At 35.7% G+C, this 18,831-nt stretch carries 18 protein-coding genes; 8 read left to right on the forward strand and 10 right to left on the reverse strand.

The annotated features are described in order from the left end of the window. Positions 1-29: 29 nt before the first annotated feature. The 4 genes from JHL15_RS08030 (at position 30) to JHL15_RS08045 (ending at position 4,622) form a co-directional block, all read left to right on the forward strand. Positions 30-1,394 carry an AAA family ATPase gene (locus JHL15_RS08030; RefSeq protein WP_200244861.1) on the forward strand — a complete coding sequence of 455 codons (1,365 nt, stop codon included), beginning with the start codon at positions 30-32 and terminating at the stop codon, positions 1,392-1,394. A gap of 35 nt (positions 1,395-1,429) precedes the next feature. Then, positions 1,430-2,542 carry an NAD(P)/FAD-dependent oxidoreductase gene (locus JHL15_RS08035; protein WP_200244863.1) on the forward strand — a complete coding sequence of 371 codons (1,113 nt, stop codon included), beginning with the start codon at positions 1,430-1,432 and terminating at the stop codon, positions 2,540-2,542. A gap of 184 nt (positions 2,543-2,726) precedes the next feature. Further along, positions 2,727-3,839, forward strand: a complete 1,113-nt coding sequence (gene prfB / locus JHL15_RS08040) for a peptide chain release factor 2 (protein ID WP_200244864.1) — start codon at positions 2,727-2,729, stop codon at positions 3,837-3,839. A gap of 87 nt (positions 3,840-3,926) precedes the next feature. Further along, positions 3,927-4,622, forward strand: coding sequence for a DedA family protein (locus JHL15_RS08045; protein WP_200244865.1), 696 nt, complete (start codon positions 3,927-3,929; stop codon positions 4,620-4,622). Positions 4,623-4,666: 44 nt separating this feature from the next. Here JHL15_RS08045 and JHL15_RS08050 read toward each other — a convergent pair whose 3' ends face one another. The 4 genes from JHL15_RS08050 to JHL15_RS08065 form a co-directional block, all read right to left on the reverse strand. Next, on the reverse strand, positions 4,667-5,536 hold the full coding sequence (locus JHL15_RS08050; RefSeq protein ID WP_200244866.1) for an alpha/beta hydrolase: 870 nt from the start codon (positions 5,534-5,536) through the stop codon (positions 4,667-4,669). Between the two features lie 56 nt (positions 5,537-5,592). Further along, the gene (locus JHL15_RS08055; protein WP_200244867.1) at positions 5,593-6,021 is read right to left on the reverse strand and encodes an SRPBCC domain-containing protein; all 429 of its coding nucleotides are present in this window, start codon (positions 6,019-6,021) and stop codon (positions 5,593-5,595) included. A gap of 61 nt (positions 6,022-6,082) precedes the next feature. Beyond that, complete coding sequence (locus JHL15_RS08060; RefSeq protein ID WP_200244868.1) at positions 6,083-6,676, reverse strand: Crp/Fnr family transcriptional regulator; 594 nt, start codon at positions 6,674-6,676, stop codon at positions 6,083-6,085. After that, positions 6,673-7,170, reverse strand: coding sequence for a tetratricopeptide repeat protein (locus JHL15_RS08065; RefSeq protein ID WP_200244869.1), 498 nt, complete (start codon positions 7,168-7,170; stop codon positions 6,673-6,675). The genes JHL15_RS08060 and JHL15_RS08065 overlap by 4 nt, the downstream gene beginning before the upstream one ends. Positions 7,171-7,352: 182 nt before the next feature. Here JHL15_RS08065 and JHL15_RS08070 point away from each other — a divergent pair, with 182 nt between their 5' ends. Both JHL15_RS08070 and JHL15_RS08075 read left to right on the forward strand, forming a co-directional pair. Further along, positions 7,353-8,234: a DUF808 family protein gene (locus JHL15_RS08070; protein WP_200244870.1), complete on the forward strand. Its 882-nt coding sequence runs from the start codon at positions 7,353-7,355 to the stop codon at positions 8,232-8,234. 90 nt (positions 8,235-8,324) lie between these two features. Next, positions 8,325-9,233, forward strand: a complete 909-nt coding sequence (locus JHL15_RS08075) for an acyltransferase family protein (protein ID WP_200244871.1) — start codon at positions 8,325-8,327, stop codon at positions 9,231-9,233. Positions 9,234-9,339: 106 nt separating this feature from the next. On the opposite strand, the gene JHL15_RS08080 is transcribed toward JHL15_RS08075, so the two are convergent. The 6 genes from JHL15_RS08080 to proS form a co-directional block, all read right to left on the reverse strand. Further along, the gene (locus JHL15_RS08080) at positions 9,340-9,798 is read right to left on the reverse strand and encodes a hypothetical protein (RefSeq protein ID WP_200244873.1); all 459 of its coding nucleotides are present in this window, start codon (positions 9,796-9,798) and stop codon (positions 9,340-9,342) included. 79 nt (positions 9,799-9,877) lie between these two features. After that, positions 9,878-10,999, reverse strand: a complete 1,122-nt coding sequence (gene dnaJ / locus JHL15_RS08085) for a molecular chaperone DnaJ (RefSeq protein ID WP_200244874.1) — start codon at positions 10,997-10,999, stop codon at positions 9,878-9,880. Positions 11,000-11,096: 97 nt separating this feature from the next. Beyond that, the gene (locus JHL15_RS08090) at positions 11,097-11,633 is read right to left on the reverse strand and encodes a nucleotide exchange factor GrpE (RefSeq protein WP_200244875.1); all 537 of its coding nucleotides are present in this window, start codon (positions 11,631-11,633) and stop codon (positions 11,097-11,099) included. Between the two features lie 76 nt (positions 11,634-11,709). Further along, positions 11,710-13,044, reverse strand: coding sequence for an Nramp family divalent metal transporter (locus tag JHL15_RS08095; RefSeq protein WP_200244877.1), 1,335 nt, complete (start codon positions 13,042-13,044; stop codon positions 11,710-11,712). A gap of 112 nt (positions 13,045-13,156) precedes the next feature. Continuing rightward, positions 13,157-14,488, reverse strand: coding sequence for an OmpA family protein (locus JHL15_RS08100; protein WP_200244879.1), 1,332 nt, complete (start codon positions 14,486-14,488; stop codon positions 13,157-13,159). 117 nt (positions 14,489-14,605) lie between these two features. Beyond that, positions 14,606-16,081, reverse strand: coding sequence for a proline--tRNA ligase (gene proS, locus JHL15_RS08105; protein ID WP_200244881.1), 1,476 nt, complete (start codon positions 16,079-16,081; stop codon positions 14,606-14,608). A gap of 176 nt (positions 16,082-16,257) precedes the next feature. Here proS and JHL15_RS21340 point away from each other — a divergent pair, with 176 nt between their 5' ends. Together JHL15_RS21340 and JHL15_RS08115 are read left to right on the forward strand one after the other, a co-directional pair. Continuing rightward, positions 16,258-17,328 carry a prolyl-tRNA synthetase gene (locus JHL15_RS21340; protein WP_317193024.1) on the forward strand — a complete coding sequence of 357 codons (1,071 nt, stop codon included), beginning with the start codon at positions 16,258-16,260 and terminating at the stop codon, positions 17,326-17,328. A gap of 29 nt (positions 17,329-17,357) precedes the next feature. Continuing rightward, a complete protein-coding gene (locus tag JHL15_RS08115; RefSeq protein WP_200244883.1) occupies positions 17,358-18,782 on the forward strand; it encodes an OmpP1/FadL family transporter in 1,425 nt (474 codons plus the stop codon). The last annotated feature ends 49 nt before the right edge of the window (positions 18,783-18,831 follow it).

The raw sequence follows: 18,831 nt of genomic DNA on the forward strand, positions 1-18,831 counted from the left end.
TTAAATTTGATAGAATTAATCGGGTAGTTATGAAGTTAATTGAACTTGCAAAAGAATTAAATATTTCAGCAGAAGCGATCAAACAATTTATCCAGGATTTTGATCTGGAGTTGGGAGTATGTATGAGTGCTAATTTTGAGATCAAACAGGATTTTGAAAAATTTGCTCGCGAGAATATTGATTTTTTAAGGCGTTATGAAAAAGATCTCGACAAAAATAAAACACTGGAACAAATTGCCGAGACGATCAATCAGCCAAAGGAAAAAATAGAAAAGGCAATACAGGATACGACACCTAATATTTTTGATAACGGATTGTTCCGTTCCTCAATTTCCAGTTATGGAATTGATAATAAATTAGGTGGAAATTATCAGTTTGTGTATAACTATTTTGGGCACAAAACAAGTCTTCAACACAGAGATTTCATCGGATACCGAGATCTCTTCTTTTATATCTCAAGCGTTTTAGAACCTTTTTTAAATAAACAACAGATCAAAGACTGGGGCATTAATAAACCTGCAGGAATTATCCTTTATGGGCCTCCTGGAAGTGGTAAGATCTTCTGGGCAAATAAGATTGCAGAAATTATTAATTACCAGTTTAGAGAAGTTAAAAAGCACTATTTAGGGACCTCTTTAATAGATGGCAACAAAACGAACTTCAATGATTTTCTGATGAAGATGATGACGGAGGATAAAGTTCTTCTTTTTATGGATGATTTTGATGAAATTATGATGGAAAGAAGTGCAGAAAACAATGTGGCTTCCTGCAATCTGGAAACTCAGGAAATTATCCTTCATTATATAGGAAAATTTGCTAAAGAAGATATGGTGATGGTAGGATCTGCTAAGTCTGTTTCTGAAATCGATGAAGAAATACTTGCTCCCGGCAGATTTGATGTAATGATTCCCGTTTTCCCTCCAAATGCTTCGGAGCGCGCAGAAATTATCCTATATGGAATGACCAAAGGGTTGGAGAGCGATTCCCTACTATATAAGATTCTTAAAAATAATAAAGCAGATAAAGTTCCTTTCTGGAGCGAGAGTTCCTCAAAAATGAAAGCTTTTAGCAATACCATGCTAATGGATTTTACGCAAAGTCTGAAAAAAAGGATCAAAAATCTGTATCAACGGACTAAAAATGAAAAACTTGTTATTGACCAGACCCTTTTAAGTGGAGCTTTGAGAGATGCTGCAGGTAAACTTACTGAAGAGTATCTGGAACAAGTTGAAAGATTTTTGAATGATGCGATTATCAATAATTTTGATGATTTCCAATACAGAATAAAATCCCTAAGAACCGAACTTGAAACGTATAAAGTTGTAGAAGAACCACAAAGGATTATTGGATTTCATCATAATGGAGAAGATGGGGATGAAGAAGATAAGGGGTAATTATCTTAGTATTAATCATTATTAACCATCGCATGATGAGTCCAAGTATTTGGGAACTTGAAACCTTTTACAGAAAAAGGGATGTCATTATTATTGGAGCCGGTTTTACCGGGCTTTGGACTGCTATTTCCATTAAAGAGAAATATCCTGATCGATCTGTACTCATCATTGAAAGGAATTCAATTCCTTTAGGTGCTTCGACAAGGAATGCCGGTTTCGCCTGTTTTGGAAGTTTAACAGAGATTATTTCAGATCAAAATAAAATGGGCTGGGATAAAACTCTGGAATTGGTTCAGATGAGGTTTGAGGGACTTCAGAAAATTCAGAATTATTTTAAAAACTCAGAAATTGATTTTGAGTTGAGTGGTGGTTTTGAGATTTTAAATAATGATGAGCCTTTACAAAAAATGGAGGAAGTCAATGAAAAACTTATTTCCATTACAGGAATTCCAAATACCTATTCTTTACAACAAAACAGAATTCATGAATTTGGTTTAGGAAAATCTGACTTTCTTATTGAAAACCCATGTGAAGGAAGCCTACATTCAGGAAAACTTTTACAGAAACTCCTTGAAAAGTGTCATGATCTCAAAATTGAATTTATTTTCGGGAAGGAAGTAGTGGATACAACTGAAAATACGGATGGAGTTTCTGTCCAACTTTCGGATTCACTATCCATTCAGGCAGATCAGCTTATTCATTGTACCAATGCTTTTAGCTCAAAATTTTTGGAAAGTGAAGAAATAATTCCAGCACGAGGCCAGATTTTACTGACAGAACCTATTCAAAATTTAAAATTAAAAGGAACCTTCCACTATGATGAGGGGTTTTACTATTTCAGAAACCTGGGAAATCGGATTTTATTTGGTGGTGGAAGAAATCAGGATTTTAAAACAGAAGAAACAACAGATTTTGAAACAACAGAATTTTTACAACTTCACCTTGAAAATTTCCTAAAAGAAGTAATTTTACCCAATCGGGATTTTAAAGTTTCATTACGCTGGTCGGGAATTATGGCAATGGGATCTGAAAAAACTCCGATTGTAAAACAACTATCAGCAAGACAGTTTTGCGCTGTAAGACTCTCTGGAATGGGGGTTGCACTGGCTCCGAAAATAGGAGAGATCGTAGCAGACTTGATTCGATAATTATTGCTAAAATTGAAAATTGAAAGTGGAAAGAGGAAAATGGAAAAAAGAAATTTTTCTTGTTACATACTTTAATCTGTAATTTCCAACCTTCAACTCTCAACTCTCAACTTTCCATTTTCAACTTTCAACTTATAACTCCTAATCCCACTTTTATCCTTATTTTTGCACAAAAGAAAATTTCGTGATTAATAACGACCATATAAAAGATGTTCAAGCCAGAATTGAAGATCTCCATAAATACCTTCAGATTGAAAAGAAGAAAATAGAAATTTCCAATGACGATGAGAAAACTGCAGCCCCTGAATTTTGGGATAATCCAAAAGAAGCTGAGGCTTTTTTAAAGCAGCTTCGTTCCAAGAAAAGATGGGTAGAAGATTATGAAGAGATTACTACTCAGTTTGATGATCTACAGGTTTTAATGGAATTCGCAAAAGAAGATCCGGATTCTGAAAAAGAATTGGATGAAGTATTTCCTAAGCTGGTAGAAAAAATTGAAGATCTTGAATTCAAGAACATGCTTTCTAATGAAGGTGATGAACTTTCAGCAGTTATACAGATCACTGCAGGAGCCGGAGGTACTGAAAGTTGCGATTGGGCTGCCATGTTGATGAGGATGTATACTATGTGGGCAGAAAAACAAGGGTATAAGATCCGTGAATTAAACTACCAGGAAGGGGATGTAGCAGGAGTGAAAACAGTTACCCTGGAAATGGATGGTGAATACGCTTTTGGATATCTTAAAGGGGAGAACGGAGTTCATAGATTGGTTAGAATTTCGCCTTTTGATAGTAATGCAAAAAGACATACGAGTTTCGTTTCTGTATATGTATACCCATTGGTAGATGATACCATTGAAATTAATATCAATCCTGCAGATATTTCATTTGAAACCATGCGAAGCTCGGGAGCAGGAGGACAGAACGTAAACAAGGTGGAAACAGCCGTACGTCTTCGTCACGCACCTACAGGAATCATTATAGAGAATTCGGAATCTCGTTCGCAGCTTCAGAACAAAGAAAAAGCGATGCAATTACTTCGTTCAAGATTATATGAAATGGAGCTTGAAGAGCGTATGAAAGCCCGAAATGAAATAGAATCTAATAAAATGAAAATCGAGTGGGGAAGTCAGATCAGAAATTACGTTATGCATCCTTATAAACTGGTAAAAGATGTACGTTCCGGACATGAAACTTCTGATGTGGATTCTGTGATGAACGGAAATCTTACTCCATTCCTGAAAGCATTTCTAATGGCCGATGGAACGGCAGTTTCTGATGATGATCTGGACCTGTAAAATATTATTTTAGTTTTTTAGTTAAAATCTTATAATTAATTTCCTATTCAGAGTTTTTAGACCTATTTTTGTTACTTATCAATATGTATGGAAGATTTCAATAGCTGGAAAGATTTATTAAACCCAGAATTTTATATAAAAATGGGTGGGTTTTGGCTTATTCTATTTATTATTTTTGCTGAAACTGGTCTTTTTGTAGGATTTTTTTTACCAGGAGACTCTTTATTGTTTGTTTCAGGAATTTATGCCGTTGAAATCATCAAAGAGACTTTTGGCTCCACAGGGAGTGATCTTTTAGATACAACGATTCTAGCGACTTCTGTTGCTTTTGCTGCTATTGTTGGTAATGAAGTAGGATATTACTTTGGAGTGAAAGCTGGCCCGGCTTTATATAAGAAGCAGGATACTTTCTTATTCAAGAAAAAATATTTGTACCAGGCTCATGACTTTTTTGAAAAGCATGGTGCTTTAGCCATTATTATGGCCAGATTCTTACCTGTTGTAAGAACTTTTACGCCTATCGTTGCCGGAATTGTAAAGATGGACAAAAAAGAGTTTTTAAGGGATAATGTGATCGGTGCTGTACTGTGGTCATTTATCCTGATTTTTGCAGGTCACTATCTGGATAAATTATTCCAGGAGCAATTTGGAATCAACCTTAAGGAAAAACTTGAATTGATCATTATTGTTATTGTCCTTGTTACAACGCTTCCGATTATTATTAAGTTTCTATTTGGAAAGAAAGAGGATCATTCTAAGTATGAAGATAATTCAACTGAATAAAATTATAGTGAATATAAAATATAGTAACCTGCTTTTTTAGTAGGTTATTTTTTTATCCACTCCAGAATATTAGGATAAATAATACTGTCTCTTTTATGTTTACTGAAAAACCTTGGAGCATGACCTGTATTTTTCATGAAAACAAGTTTATGTATAACGTTTTGGTTGGCTAAAGCAGAATCTAATGCCAGACCTTGGTTTTTATTGACCAGGAAATCCTGGTTCCCCTGAAATATCAGAGTCGGTACATTCGTAATATTTGCGATAGGGCTTGCCTTTTTAAACTCCTCAGATAGATTATTACGCTCAAATTTTACTCCTACAACTTTTTGTATCGTTGGTGAAGTATATTTGGAATAAAATGATTGTAAAAATTCAGAAGAATAAAAATCGGTAGGGCCACTTAAAGAAATAATTTTTTTAATCTGATCAGGGTTTTGATACCCATACAATAGTGCCAAGTGACCACCAGCACTTTCTCCTAAAATAATATAATTATCAGGTTGCAGTTGTGCTTTTTCAGCTAAAGAATTAAATTTCTCAATAACCAGGCTAATGTCTTCCAGCTGCTCCCTGTAGGTGATTTTCTTAGATTTTGAAACCAGTCTGTAATTAATGTTAATGCTCGGAACATTATTTTTAAAAAGCATTTTCTGGATCTGGATCATATGTTCCTTTCTTCCATACTTCCATGCTCCACCATGCACAATAAGTACTACAGGAGAATTCTCAGAATAAACAGATGGAAGAAAAACATCCATCTTTTGTCTTTTATGTTCGCCGTACTTTAAATTGTAAATTTTCTGCTGATTGTTATCCCCCACCCAAACTCTGAATCTTGTATTACATGAATTTAATAAAAAGCCAATACACCCTAGAATAAAAAAATGATATCTGAGTATGAGCTTTTTCATAGATCAAATGTAAGGAAAATATGGGGATTGTAAGGATCGTAGATTCCTGTAATCTATCAGCTTTGCTCTGCCAGTTCTTTCAATTTCTGATTCATGGCATTGAATCCGGTAGCAGTACCATCAAAATTAAAAAAAGGAACGAGAAGTCCTGAGAATTTCTCTGATTGAACAAATCTTGTTGTACCGTTGTTATTATCGATCAGTTCAAACCTATGCTCCCCATCAAATAATCCCTTGAATAATAATGTACCTAACCATGCCAACTCTCTATTATCTTTTTTTGATATGATTACTGGTTTGAAGGTCATTCCTTTTCCTTTTTGTGGTTCAATTTTGACTTGTATCCGATTGCCTTCTTCTATTGCTCCCTGAATATCGGTAATAAATGGATTCCAATCTGGAAATTTTTTAAAATCAGTCAGTATCTCCCATATTTTTTCGGGGCTTGCATGAATCGTAATTTCTGTTTCAATTTTCTTTGACATGATAAAAATGATTTATAAGGACAAAGGTCGTTCAGAATACAATAGATCCACTTGATAAAAATCAAGGATTTCCAGTTGCTATTTTATTTCTTATCCTGCTGAAAGTTTCTGAGGTCATCCCAAGCATTGATGCGATGTACTGTAAAGGAATCTGATTAAATAATTTAGGATTTTCATTAAAAAAACATCTGTATCTTTCTTCAGCAGTCATTGATAAATGACTATAGATCCTGGTTTCCATCGTAGTAAAACAATGAACAATAAATGCTTTTTCCAGAATCTGCCACTTGGGAACACGATCCTGTAGTTTTTCATAATCGCTTTTGTCGATCGTATACAATTGAGTATCAGTAAGCGCCTGAATTGTCCAACGTGCCGGAATATCAGACATAAAGCTTGATAGATCTGTTACAAAATGACCTTTTGTGGAGATCCACTGTGTAATTTCCTTCTTTTCTGTTTCACAAAAAATTCTTAGAAATCCGGACTGGATAAAACTCAGTTTTGTGCTTTTCTTTCCAGCTGTTAGGAAAAACTGATTTTTCTTGATCACTTCTGGTTTGAAGAAAGACACAATTGTTTTCAGATCATCATGTTCAATGTTTGTAAAGTATGAAATAAGACTTAGCTCAAGATCGGTTGTTATCGGATTCATTTTTGGTGTGTTTCTAAATTTTCAGCATATCTGTACAATGAGTTGTTGTACCTTGGAAGATGCCGGGATAATGCTTTTAAAGTTAAAGATAATGCCTCTTTGTTTTCTCCTGCTGAATAAAGAGAAAGTGCTAAAAAGGAGTCAACAGCATCATCCAATTCATCTGATTGATTTGATTTTTCTTCCCTAAGAATCCGGATGCTTTCTTCAATTTTACCATTGTTTCTTAAAGTGCTGGACAACTGAATTCTGGCTCTCCTTCTTCGTAATCCCGATAATCCAAGCTCTAATGCTGATCTGTACAATGGTTCGGCTTCTATTTCGTTTCCTGTTGAGTCAAATGCGCATGCCATTTCAAAATCAGCGATAGCTTTTGAGTCTAAGAGCTGACCTGTATGATCTTTTATTTGCTGGATAAAATCCTCATTGTCTATTTTTCCTAATTGCTGCCAAATAGATTGCAGATCCTTTTCCCAATTTTCTGTTGCCGTCATAGTATAAAATTATCCTGTTGAGAATACAAATATGGGAAGATAATTGGATACGAAAAAAATAATGCTGGATGTTTAATATTCCATTTTTTATTCTGGTTTTTTTTCTCTGCTAAAATGATTTTAAAAGAAAATGAGAAATAGAATTAAATAGTTATTTTTGCTGATAAATAATAACGAAAAATATGGCATCTGGTTTTTTTGCAATTTTAGATGATCTTGCTGCTTTAATGGATGATGTAGCTGTAACAAGTAAAATAGCTACCCAAAAAACGGCGGGGATCTTAGGGGATGATTTAGCTGTAAATGCAGAAAAAGCCACAGGTTTTATTTCTTCGCGTGAAATACCCGTTTTATGGGCGATCACAAAAGGATCATTTATTAATAAACTGATTATACTTCCCATTGCATTCTTGCTTCATTGGCTATATAAACCGGCCATAGAGATCATATTGGTTTTAGGAGGTTTTTATCTTGCATTTGAAGGGGTAGAAAAGATTATTGAATTTTTATTCCACCGCGACAAAAAAGGGCATGAAGTAGTAGAAGAGAGTGTAATAGATGAAGATGAAGGCAATTCTGAGAAATCAAAAATAAGGTCTGCAATTACTACGGACTTTATCCTTTCCATAGAGATTGTTATTATTGCTCTAGGAACAGTTCTGGAGGAGCAGCACCCACTATTAACACAAATCATTACAGTAAGTCTTGTTTCATTTTTGGCAACAATAGGAGTATATGGTATTGTGGCTCTGATTGTAAGGATGGATGATGCCGGTTTTAAACTGATCAAAAAGAGTAACGATAAAGGGTTTTTTTCTAAATTGGGGCATTTATTAGTAAAAGCTTTGCCTGTGATTATTAAAATATTGGCAATTGTTGGAACGATAGCTCTGATTCTGGTTTCAGGTGGTATTTTTGCCCATAATATATCTTATTTACATCATTTCCTGCCTACGTGGCCTTCTGCTCTTAAAGATCTTGTTTTGGGGTTGAGTGGAGGATTGCTTGCAGTAGCTCTTTTTACGATAGGCAAAAAGATTTATACACTGGCAATTCGTAAATAGTTAAAGGAAATTCAACCTCTGAAATTGAAAATATCAAACAAAACGATTCAGTATAATTACATATGGTAGTGTATCCGGTTTATTGATGTTATGAGAAACCTGTCGATTGATATATTAAAAATTATCCTTGCATTCTTCGTTGTTTTCCTGCACATGCATCTTCTTCGGGACTCTTATCCTGTTTTAAGCTTTGTGCTTGTTAATGGAATTTTCAGAATGGCCGTACCTACCTTTTTAGTTATTACGGGCTATTATTTTTATTATGTTGATGATAAGAATAAACTGAAGAAGTGGTTAATAAGGATATTCATACTGTATTTGATCTGGTCCATTATTTATATACCTTTTTGGAAAGAAGGAGATGCGTGGATGAATATTATATTTGGTTATCATCATTTATGGTACCTGATCGGAACCTTCTTTTCCGGGATTATTTTGTTTTTTATGAGGAAAATATCTGTTAATTTATTAGCAGGGCTTGCTGTTTTATTATTTAGCCTGGGATATGGAATACAGACTTTAGGAAACCTCCATTATTTTGAATATGAAACCGATTCGGTGATCAACCTTTTTCCATCATACAGGAACTTTCTCTTAGTATGCTTTCCTTTTTTGACTATTGGATACCTGATCAATAAACTGAATCTTGATAGGAAGTACAAGTTTTCCTTGATAGATGTGGTTATTGCAATGGGGTCTGTTGCTTTAGAATCGCTTTTCAACTATAAAATGATCAATTCAAGGGAGAATATTGATTTATTATTTTCTCTGTTAATTGCTTGTCCCGTACTGTTTATCTATTGTAAAAATCTTTCTGTGATGGTAGATACTAAGCTTTTAGCAAGCCTTTCCACAGCGATTTATGTTATACATCCATTGATCATGAAGTGGGTGTTGGACAAGTATTATCCATTCGAAATTCCCATTTTTATTATCATAGTGTTGATTTCCAGTTTTATTCTTGTATTGGCTAACCGGAAACTAAAGTATCTGTTGTAGGAAACGTTTGGTTAGTTGTCTGTAATTTTCAGTCCATTGATAAATGCAAGTTTAACTTTTCTGCATAAATGAGTTTTTAATGAACTTCAATGTTTTAAAGCAATAATTAATATTTGCCACAGAAATTTTTTATGTTTTGATCAAAGGAATAAGCTATCGTGAGAAAATTAGCATCTCTATTAGAGAATTCAATTTGGTTCAAAATTTTTTTTTGAGCTATATCATACACTTCGTCATGAGCTTTCATGAAATCAATTTGCATTTCGGGCTTGGGGTATCTCTTTAATGCAATGGAATAACATGAGTCATCTATTTCAAATTCTCTTTTTACAAAGTCACAAAAGCTTAAATTTTTTTTATCTAAAGAATTCAAGAGCGTAATGAATTTCTTTTTATCATTTTCATGTCGTATTTTATATAATACTTTCTCTCGGAATTCATCATTTGGCAAACTATATTTTTTAATCTCCATTTTATTATTCTCAATAATCAGTTTTCTTTTTTCCTCCTTACAAGAAATAATCAAAGTTAATAGGAGTAAAAATAAAGTAGTTATTTTTTTCAAGGTAATTTATTTGCTTACTAAAATAATATAAGCTACATTAATAAAAAAAGGGATTCCGTAAAGAACCCCTTTTATATATTTAGTTGAATAAATCTTTTACTTTATCAAAGAACGTTTTTTCCTTTCCGGAAGGTTCTGCAACCATTTCTCCGCTGGACATTTGCTTTTCGAAAAAGTCTTTCTGATCTTTCGTTAGTTTTTGTGGTGTCCATACGTTGATGTGTATAAACATATCACCTTTACCATAGCTATCGATGCTTGGTAAACCTTTTCCTGCCAATCTTAAGATTTTTCCAGATTGTGTTCCAGGGTCAACGGTGATCTTTACTTTTCCACCTACTGTAGGTACTTCTTTTTTAGTTCCCAATGCAGCCTCTGCAAAGGAGATATACAATTCCTGATGAAGGTTATCCCCCTCTCTTTTAATTGTTTTATCCACTTCCTCTTCTACGATTACAAGTAGATCTCCTGCAATACCTCCAAAAGGAGCATCATTACCTTTTCCTCTTACGTTAAGCTGAATCCCATCTCTTGCTCCTGCCGGAATGTTGATGGTAATTTCCTCTTCGTCTTTTATTAAACCTTGTGCGTTAGCTCCTGCCGGAATTTTATCGGCAACCTTTCCGATACCCTGACAAGTTCCGCAAGTTGTTTGAGTCTGCATTTGTCCGAACATGGTGTTCATTACTTTCAGCTGAACTCCGGATCCGTTACATGTAGGACATGTTTTTGAAGTGGCACCTTCTGCCATCTTCATTTTTTTTACTTTAAGAGTCTTTTGGGTTCCATTCACCATTTCTTCAAGGTTCAGCTTGATTCTGATTCTTAAATTAGAACCTTTCACCTGCTGACGTCCTCCGCCTCCGCCGAAACCTCCGCCACCGAAATGACCACCGAAAATATCTCCAAACTGACTGAAAATATCTTCCATATTCATTCCGCCTCCGAATCCGCCACCTCCGAATCCGCCATTTCCACCAACACCTGCGTGACCGTATTGGTCATATCTTGCACGTTTTTGGTCGTCGCTTAGTATTTCGTAAGCTTCAGCAGCTTCTTTGAATTTTTCCTCGGCCGCTGTATCACCCGGATTTTTATCTGGGTGAAATTTGATAGCCATTTTACGGTATGCTTTCTTTATTTCGTCGGCTGAAGCAGATTTGCTTATCTCAAGAACCTCGTAATAATCTCTTTTTGACATGACAATTGTATAATTGATTAGATAAATGACAATAGATATTCAGAGTGTATAAAGTGAAATAGATCAATTACCACTCACCATTTATCATTTATTAATATTAGTTTCCTGTTACTACTTTAGCAAAACGAATTACTTTATCACCTAACATATAACCTGTTTCGATAACATCTACGATTTTACCTTTCAGATCATCAGATGGAGCAGGAATTTGAGTAATTGCTTCGTGAAGATCTACATTAAATGAATCTCCAGCTCTTACCTCCATTGTTTTCAGTCCTTTTTCAGTAAGTTTATTTTTGAATTTTTGATAGATAAGTTCAACACCTTGTAAGTCTGCTGCATTTCCATTTTTAGCAATTTCTTTTAATGCTCTTTCGAAATCATCCAATACTCCAAGCATAGAAACCATCATATCCTGGTTTGCGTACTGGAAAAACTCCATTTTCTCTTTTGAAGTTCTCTTTTTATAATTTTCAAATTCAGCATAAAGACGAATATAACGGTCTTTTTCTTCTGACAAAAGTTCTTCTGCAGTTGGAGTATTTGTCACATTTTCTTCAGAAGTATTTTCATTCTGAATATTGTCTTCTTGTTGCTTATTGATGTTTTCTTCGTTGATATCCTGATTTTCCATATTCAATAACTATTTTACAGAGTTGTTTGTCAAAGATTCTGCCAAATAGCAAATATGGACATTAAGGCAGAAAAAATTATTTGCCTGAAAATGTCTGATACAATAAATAAACATTCAGAATAATAATGATGATAGAAATAGCCCAAACACAGATCTTCATGAATGGTTTATTGACGAAATCGCCCATTTTAGCTTTATCATTGGTGAACATAACGAGAGGGACTACAGCAAAGCTGAGTTGCATAGATAATATGACCTGGCTTAAAACCAATAGGTCTGTTGTTCCCTTTTCACCATACAGGATGGCTACTATTAAAGCTGGAATCACTGCAATAAGTCTGGTTATTAATCTTCTCAACCAGGGTTTTAATCTGATATTTAAAAAGCCTTCCATTACAATTTGTCCTGCTAAAGTTCCTGTTAATGTAGAATTTTGACCCGAAGCCAATAAAGCGATTGCGAAAGCAATACTTGCCATAGAGGCTCCCAGAATAGGGGTAAGCATTTTATAAGCATCATGGATATCTGCAACATGTTTATTTCCGGTAATATGGAAAGTAGCAGCAGCAAGAATCAGAATAGCAGCATTAATGAAAAAAGCGAGCATTAGAGAAATAGTACTATCTAGTGTAGCAAATTTTATAGCCTCTTTTTTACCTTCTTTATCACGGGTATAATCTCTTGTTTGTACAATACTGCTGTGTAGATAAAGATTGTGAGGCATTACGGTTGCTCCCAGGATTCCGATCGCGATATAGAGCATGGCAGGATTTTGAATGATTTCCTTTTGAGGAATCAGTCCTCCTAACATTTCATTAATTGCAGGTTTGGAAATGACAATTTCATAAACGAAACAAGCAAGGATAATAAAGATAAGCCCACCTACAATACTCTCTATCCATCTGAATCCTTTTGCTTGTAGCAAGAGAATAAGTAATACATCTACTGTAGTGATCACAATACCCCAGGTCAATGGAATATGGAAAAGCAGGTTAAGAGCAATTGCTGAACCTATGACTTCCGCGAGATCACAAGCTGCGATAGCAATTTCACAAAGTATCCATAAAATAAAATTAGTGGTAGGATTAAAATGATCCCTACAGGCCTGTGCAAGATCTCTTTCCGTTGCTACACCTAATTTTACAGATAAATGCTGTAAAACCATTGCAAAAATATTAGAGATGAGTATAACTGAAAGTAAGGTATAGCCAAACTGTGCACCACCTGCAATGTCAGTGGCCCAATTTCCAGGATCCATATATCCTACGGCAATCATTAAACCAGGTCCGGCAAATGCAAGATATTTCCTCCAAAAAGAACCATTTTTTGGGACTTTTATGGATGAGTATACTTCTGGTAATGAATGGAGTGTTTTATCTTTTCGCCAAGGCGCCTTTGTATTTAAATTCATAAATGTTAGAAATGACTAACAAATTTAATTAAATAAATGAAAATAGAAAACTTAATGACAAAAAAATCCCGAAAAAAACTTTCGGGATTTATGTGTAATGTATTCTTTTAGATTATTTTGCGAATCTGATAGACATTTTTCTGTCTACGGCTCTTTCTGCATCAGAAGCTTTAGCATCTACTGTAGCAAATTTACTTCCGTATCCATCAGCTCCTATTACTTGTGCTCCAAGATTTTGTTTTCCTAGCCAATCTTTAATATAATTAGCTCTTGCAGCAGAAAGTTTTACGTTGGAAGCTTCATTACCTGTTTTATCAGTATATCCTCCAATCTTAATTTTTGCTTCCGGGAAAGCTTTTAAAATAGCCACCAGGTTTTCTAACTGTCCTTGAGAACCTGCTTCTAATTCAGTAGAGCTTCCCATTTTGAAGTTGACATGGTCAAAGTCATACCAGGTAGTTTTCAATGCAGCATCGTCAGCAGCATTTTTATATCCACCAGATTTTAAGAATGCAATCATTTTGTCTTCCATTCCTCCTTTATAACCCTTAAGAGCAGTACCATTCAGGTCAATGTTCTCATCAACTTTTGCAGGCGCAGCCACTGTTGCTGCTGTATCTGTAGGAGATACTGCTGTAGCGGTATCAGAATGTGTTCCAGTAGAATCTGCTCCCATTGTTGTGGTAGTCGTTTCTTTTTTCTCACATTGCTTCCATAAGAAATATCCTGCAGCAATCAATAATAAAAGTGGAAGTAACCATTTCCAGATTGACCCTCCACCTTGATTGTTGTTGTTATTATTGTTAAATTGTTCTTTTATTTCTCTTGTTCCCTCTGATACACTTTCTTTGGCTGTAGCAACACCTTCAGCGATGTTATCTTTGGCTGTAGAGGTAACTGATGAAACCGTTTCTTTAGCCTGACCAAACCAGTTTTCTGCTCCCAAGCCAAAAGAAGCTAAAGAAAGTCCTGCTGGTAATAAAGAAGAAACAATGCCTTTTTGGTCATTTAATAAACTTGAAATTCCAGATTGGCCCAAGTTATTATCAGCTGCGTATTTTCCTACTGTACCTACTGTTGCCCCTGTTACTAAGTTGAGCAAAGAGCTGGAGGAATTATTACTAATTCCAGCAAAAGTAGCAATAGAATTGACTAAGCCACTAACCTTGTCACCAAATATGGAGGATAATAGGCCTGTGATTACAGAATTATTTGAAGAACCACCTAATAAATTACTTAAAATTCCACTAGATGAAGCTCCGGAAATTGCATCTAAAACACCAGGATTATCAGCATTATTAGCTAATCCACCCACAACTGCAGGCAATAGCCCGCCAATTGCTTTTGAAATACCAGACTCACTTTCTCCAAACTGTGAAGCAGCCTGAGAAACTAATGCGGGACCCAATTGTCCTTTAATTAAATCAATAACGTTTAAAGACATAATAAATATTTTTTTAGATTAATGTTGACATAAAATTAAACAAAAATCTGTCCAAATGTCATTTTTTTTAAATATTTATTTGAATTTCAACGTTTTTTTTGTAAATGATTAAAAAAATTAATACGCTTTAGCGAACAGAACTCGTCTTTTTGAAGGCTTTCCTGAAACAAGAGAAATTCCCTCTTCAACATCATCATCCAAAGGAATACATCGGATTGTTGCCTTTGTTTCTTCTTTTATTTGTTCCTCTTCTTCAGCTGTACCATCCCAGTGAGCATAAATAAAGCCACCTTTTTCTTCCAGTACTTTTTTAAACTCTTCATAGGTATCAACCTTAGTCAGATTATCTTTCCTGAAATTAAAGGCTTTATCGTAAAGGTCTTTTTGAATTGTTTTTAATAACTCTTCAATATGAGAATCTAACCCTTCAAGAGAGTGGGTTTCTTTGGTAAGATTATCTCTTCGAGCTATTTCAACCGATTTGTTTTCAAGATCTTTTGGACCAATGGCAATTCTTATTGGAACTCCTTTTAGTTCATATTCAGCAAATTTCCAACCTGGTTTATTTTGAGTATCATTGTCAAATTTCACAGAAATACCTTTAGCCTTCAATTTAGCCTGGATGTCCGAAGCAACTTCACTTATTTCGTTTAATTGTTCCTCTCCTTTGAAGATTGGAACGATTACAACTTGGATTGGAGCAAGGGTAGGAGGTAACACCAATCCGAAGTCATCAGAGTGTGTCATAATAAGTGCCCCCATCAATCGGGTAGATGTTCCCCAGGATGTAGCCCATGCATGTTCAATTTTTCCTTCTTTATTGGTGAATTTTACGTCAAATGCTTTTGCAAAGTTTTGACCTAAGAAATGAGAAGTTCCAGCCTGAAGGGCTTTCCCATCCTGCATTAATGCTTCTATACAGTAAGTTTCATCAGCTCCTGCGAATCTTTCAGATGGAGTTTTTAATCCCTGAACAACAGGCATTGCCATAAAGTTCTCAGCAAAATCTGCATAAACGTTATTCATTTTTTCTGCTTCTTCAATAGCCTCATCTTTAGTAGCGTGAGCGGTATGCCCTTCCTGCCATAAGAACTCGGAAGTTCTCAGGAATAAACGTGTTCTCATTTCCCAACGTACCACATTGGCCCATTGGTTGATCAGGATAGGTAGATCTCTGTATGATTGGATCCAGCTTTTATAAGTGTTCCAGATGATCGCTTCTGAAGTTGGACGAACAATAAGTTCTTCCTCCAGCTTAGCATCCGGATCTACTATTAGTTTATGAGGATTATTAGGATCTGTTTTTAATCTGTAGTGAGTAACAACGGCGCATTCTTTTGCAAAACCTTCTGCATTTTTTTCTTCAGCCTCAAATAAGCTCTTGGGCACAAAAAGCGGGAAATAAGCATTAACGTGACCTGTTTCTTTGAACTTTCTGTCCATTTCATCACGCATTTTCTCCCAGATTGCATATCCATATGGTTTAATAACCATACTTCCGCGCACTCCTGAATTTTCAGCCAGATCTGCTTTTACAACTAACTCGTTATACCACTTGCTGTAATCTTCGCTCCTTGCGGTTAATTTCGCCATTATTATTTAATTTTTTTTTAACTTTTTAACATTATTGTTATCTAAAAATAAAAATCTATTTTTGATAGATTTTTTAACCGATGTTTGGTACATTTTTGGTACACATTGCAAATATAATTTAAATTAAAAATTTTTACGTTATCATGAAAAAAAATATACATAAAAATTTATTTGGTATGCTAAAATCCAAAGGCGTTTTAGCAATATCAGGTGGATTGCTACTGATGTCTTGTGGTGCGCAAATGGGTGGGTACAGCGAGACCGACGGGGTCTATTATGATCCCAATAAAGATACGCTGCCAGAGGGAGTGATCATCAATGGAGGAAACAGGGTAGGTGAATATTATGATTACTACCAGGATTCAAACGTTATCCAAAATGCCGAAACGAATTCTAAAGATCAGGATAACAAATACAGCACGTGGGGAGGAAACTCTTGGAACAATACAGCTACAGATTCTGACTGGGGCTCTTTTGCCGGAAGTCAAACCAACTACTACGACAATTCCTGGGGTTCGCCTTGGGGCTGGGGAGGCTGGTATGGCGGTTATAGCCCTTATTGGGGCTGGAACCGAGGCTGGGGTATGTCCTTTGGTTGGGGCGGTTCATGGGGTTGGGGCGGCTCTTGGGGCTGGGGCAATCCTTGGGGCTGGAACTACGGATTTGGTGGATTTTATGACCCATTCTGGGGTGGTGGCTACTATGGTGGTTATTACGGAAACCCATACTGGGGCTGGGGAGGCGGATACTGGGGTAATGGATATTACAACAGACCTGATTACCGAAGAAGTGGAGCTAATGGAAGACTTGGTTATGGTTTAAACGGATATAACGGAAGCAATGGTTCCGTGTATAGAAATAATATTAACAATTCAGCATTTAGAAATAATTCAGCCGGTTCCGGATTCAGAAACAACAATAATGGCTCTGGATTCAGAAATAACAATGGCAATTATACTGGTGGATTCAGAAATAATAATTCAGGATTCAGAAATGGAAATATGAGTGGTAACAATAACGGATTTAGAAATAATAATTCCGGTTACCGTAATCCTAATATGAACACACAAAGTCCTAGACCAAACTACGACAGCCAACCTAGATACAGAAATGACAGTGGATTCAGATCTGGTGGATTTAATTCCGGATCAGGCGGTGGCGGATTCAGAGGAGGTTCTTCCGGTGGTGGCGGTGGATTTAGATCTGGCGGCGGCGGTGGCGGCGGTTTCAGATCAGGAGGTAGATAATTTTCAACTTAATAACTATTCAAAAAATAATGTTAAAAAAATCTTTAGTAGTGATGAGTATTTCTGTGGCTTATTTTGCACAGGCGCAGGATGTCTCTACGATCAGGAACTCCATTGATGTTTACTCTAATACTCCAATGATAGGTTCGTCAAAGTTCAATGCGATGGCGGGATCTAATGGAGCGTTGGGAGGAGATGCTACTTCATTGATGACCAACCCTGCCGGATTGGGTGTTGCTATAGCAGGAGATGTATCTGCGACTTTATTTCTTTCTAACAGTAAGAATACAAGTTCTATAGCTGGATCTTCAGTTGACTATAAAATTGATAAATTTACTCTTGGAAATGCCGGAGGTGTGGCGACGATTCAATTGATGACAGAGTCTCCATGGAAATTTATTAACATAGGTGCCAACCTCTCAACACAATCTATAGAGGATTATATTGAAAGCCCGGGAAATACGAATATCAAAATTCCTAAGAATTTGGTAGATGCTGGTGGAAATGCTGTTGTAGGAAATCTGTCTTATATGGGACATGCATATAACAGATATGGAAATCAGACCAAATTTAATCTGGGTGTAGGGGCTAATTATAACAACTCATTATATCTTGGTGCCAGTATCAATATGCACTATGCTGAAATTGATCAATACGACAGTGCTATGTTGGGGCTTAACTTAGATGGATCTGTTAATACATTTGATAAACAATATTCTCCCTTCTCTGAAAAATCAAGTGGTTTTTCAGCGACAGTTGGGGTTATTGGAAAGTTAAGTAACCAGTTTAGATTAGGTGCGGCAATTGAGACACCAACATGGTGGAACATAGACAGAGTTTTTCGTGAGTATTCAATAGGAAATGATGGTGTTTTATATAACAACTATGTAGAAGACAGAAACTTCAGATCGCCAATGAAGGCAACTGTAAGTGGAGCCTTTGTTCCTAATAAAAACTTTGCCATCAACGTAGACTATACTTTAGGTTTAACAAAGCCTAAATACGAAGTACAGGGTGCTGCTGAAAGAGAGTTGAATTCTTTCTTTAGTGATAACTACAAAAACCTCTCAGAAGTAAAAGTAGGGGCAGAATATAGAATTAAAGCATTTAGATTAAGAGGTGGTTATTCTTACGCCTCAAGTCCTTTTGATGCTGTAACAATCAATGCTTATTCAAATGCAGGAGTTGCCGGAGATACTAATTACAGTAATCTGATCCTTGGTGAAAGAAATACGATAGGAGCTGGTGTTGGATATGATTTTGGAAACTTTTACGTAGATGCAGCTTACCAGAATGTTAGTTCAAAATATAATAACCCGTTCCTTCAGGGCAGTGCCGCTAATGGAACAGGATACTACTCGGGAGATTTTGATGTGAATACACCAACCTCTGTTGTTTCTAGTGTAAAAAATAACAGAAGTAACTTCTTCCTTACAGTCGGCTGGAAATTCTAATTTCCGGATTGTGTAGCGAGTGATTAAATTGAGGCTCCGAATTTTTAAA

Source organism: Chryseobacterium paridis, assembly GCF_016595215.1.
Classification (GTDB): domain Bacteria; phylum Bacteroidota; class Bacteroidia; order Flavobacteriales; family Weeksellaceae; genus Chryseobacterium; species Chryseobacterium paridis.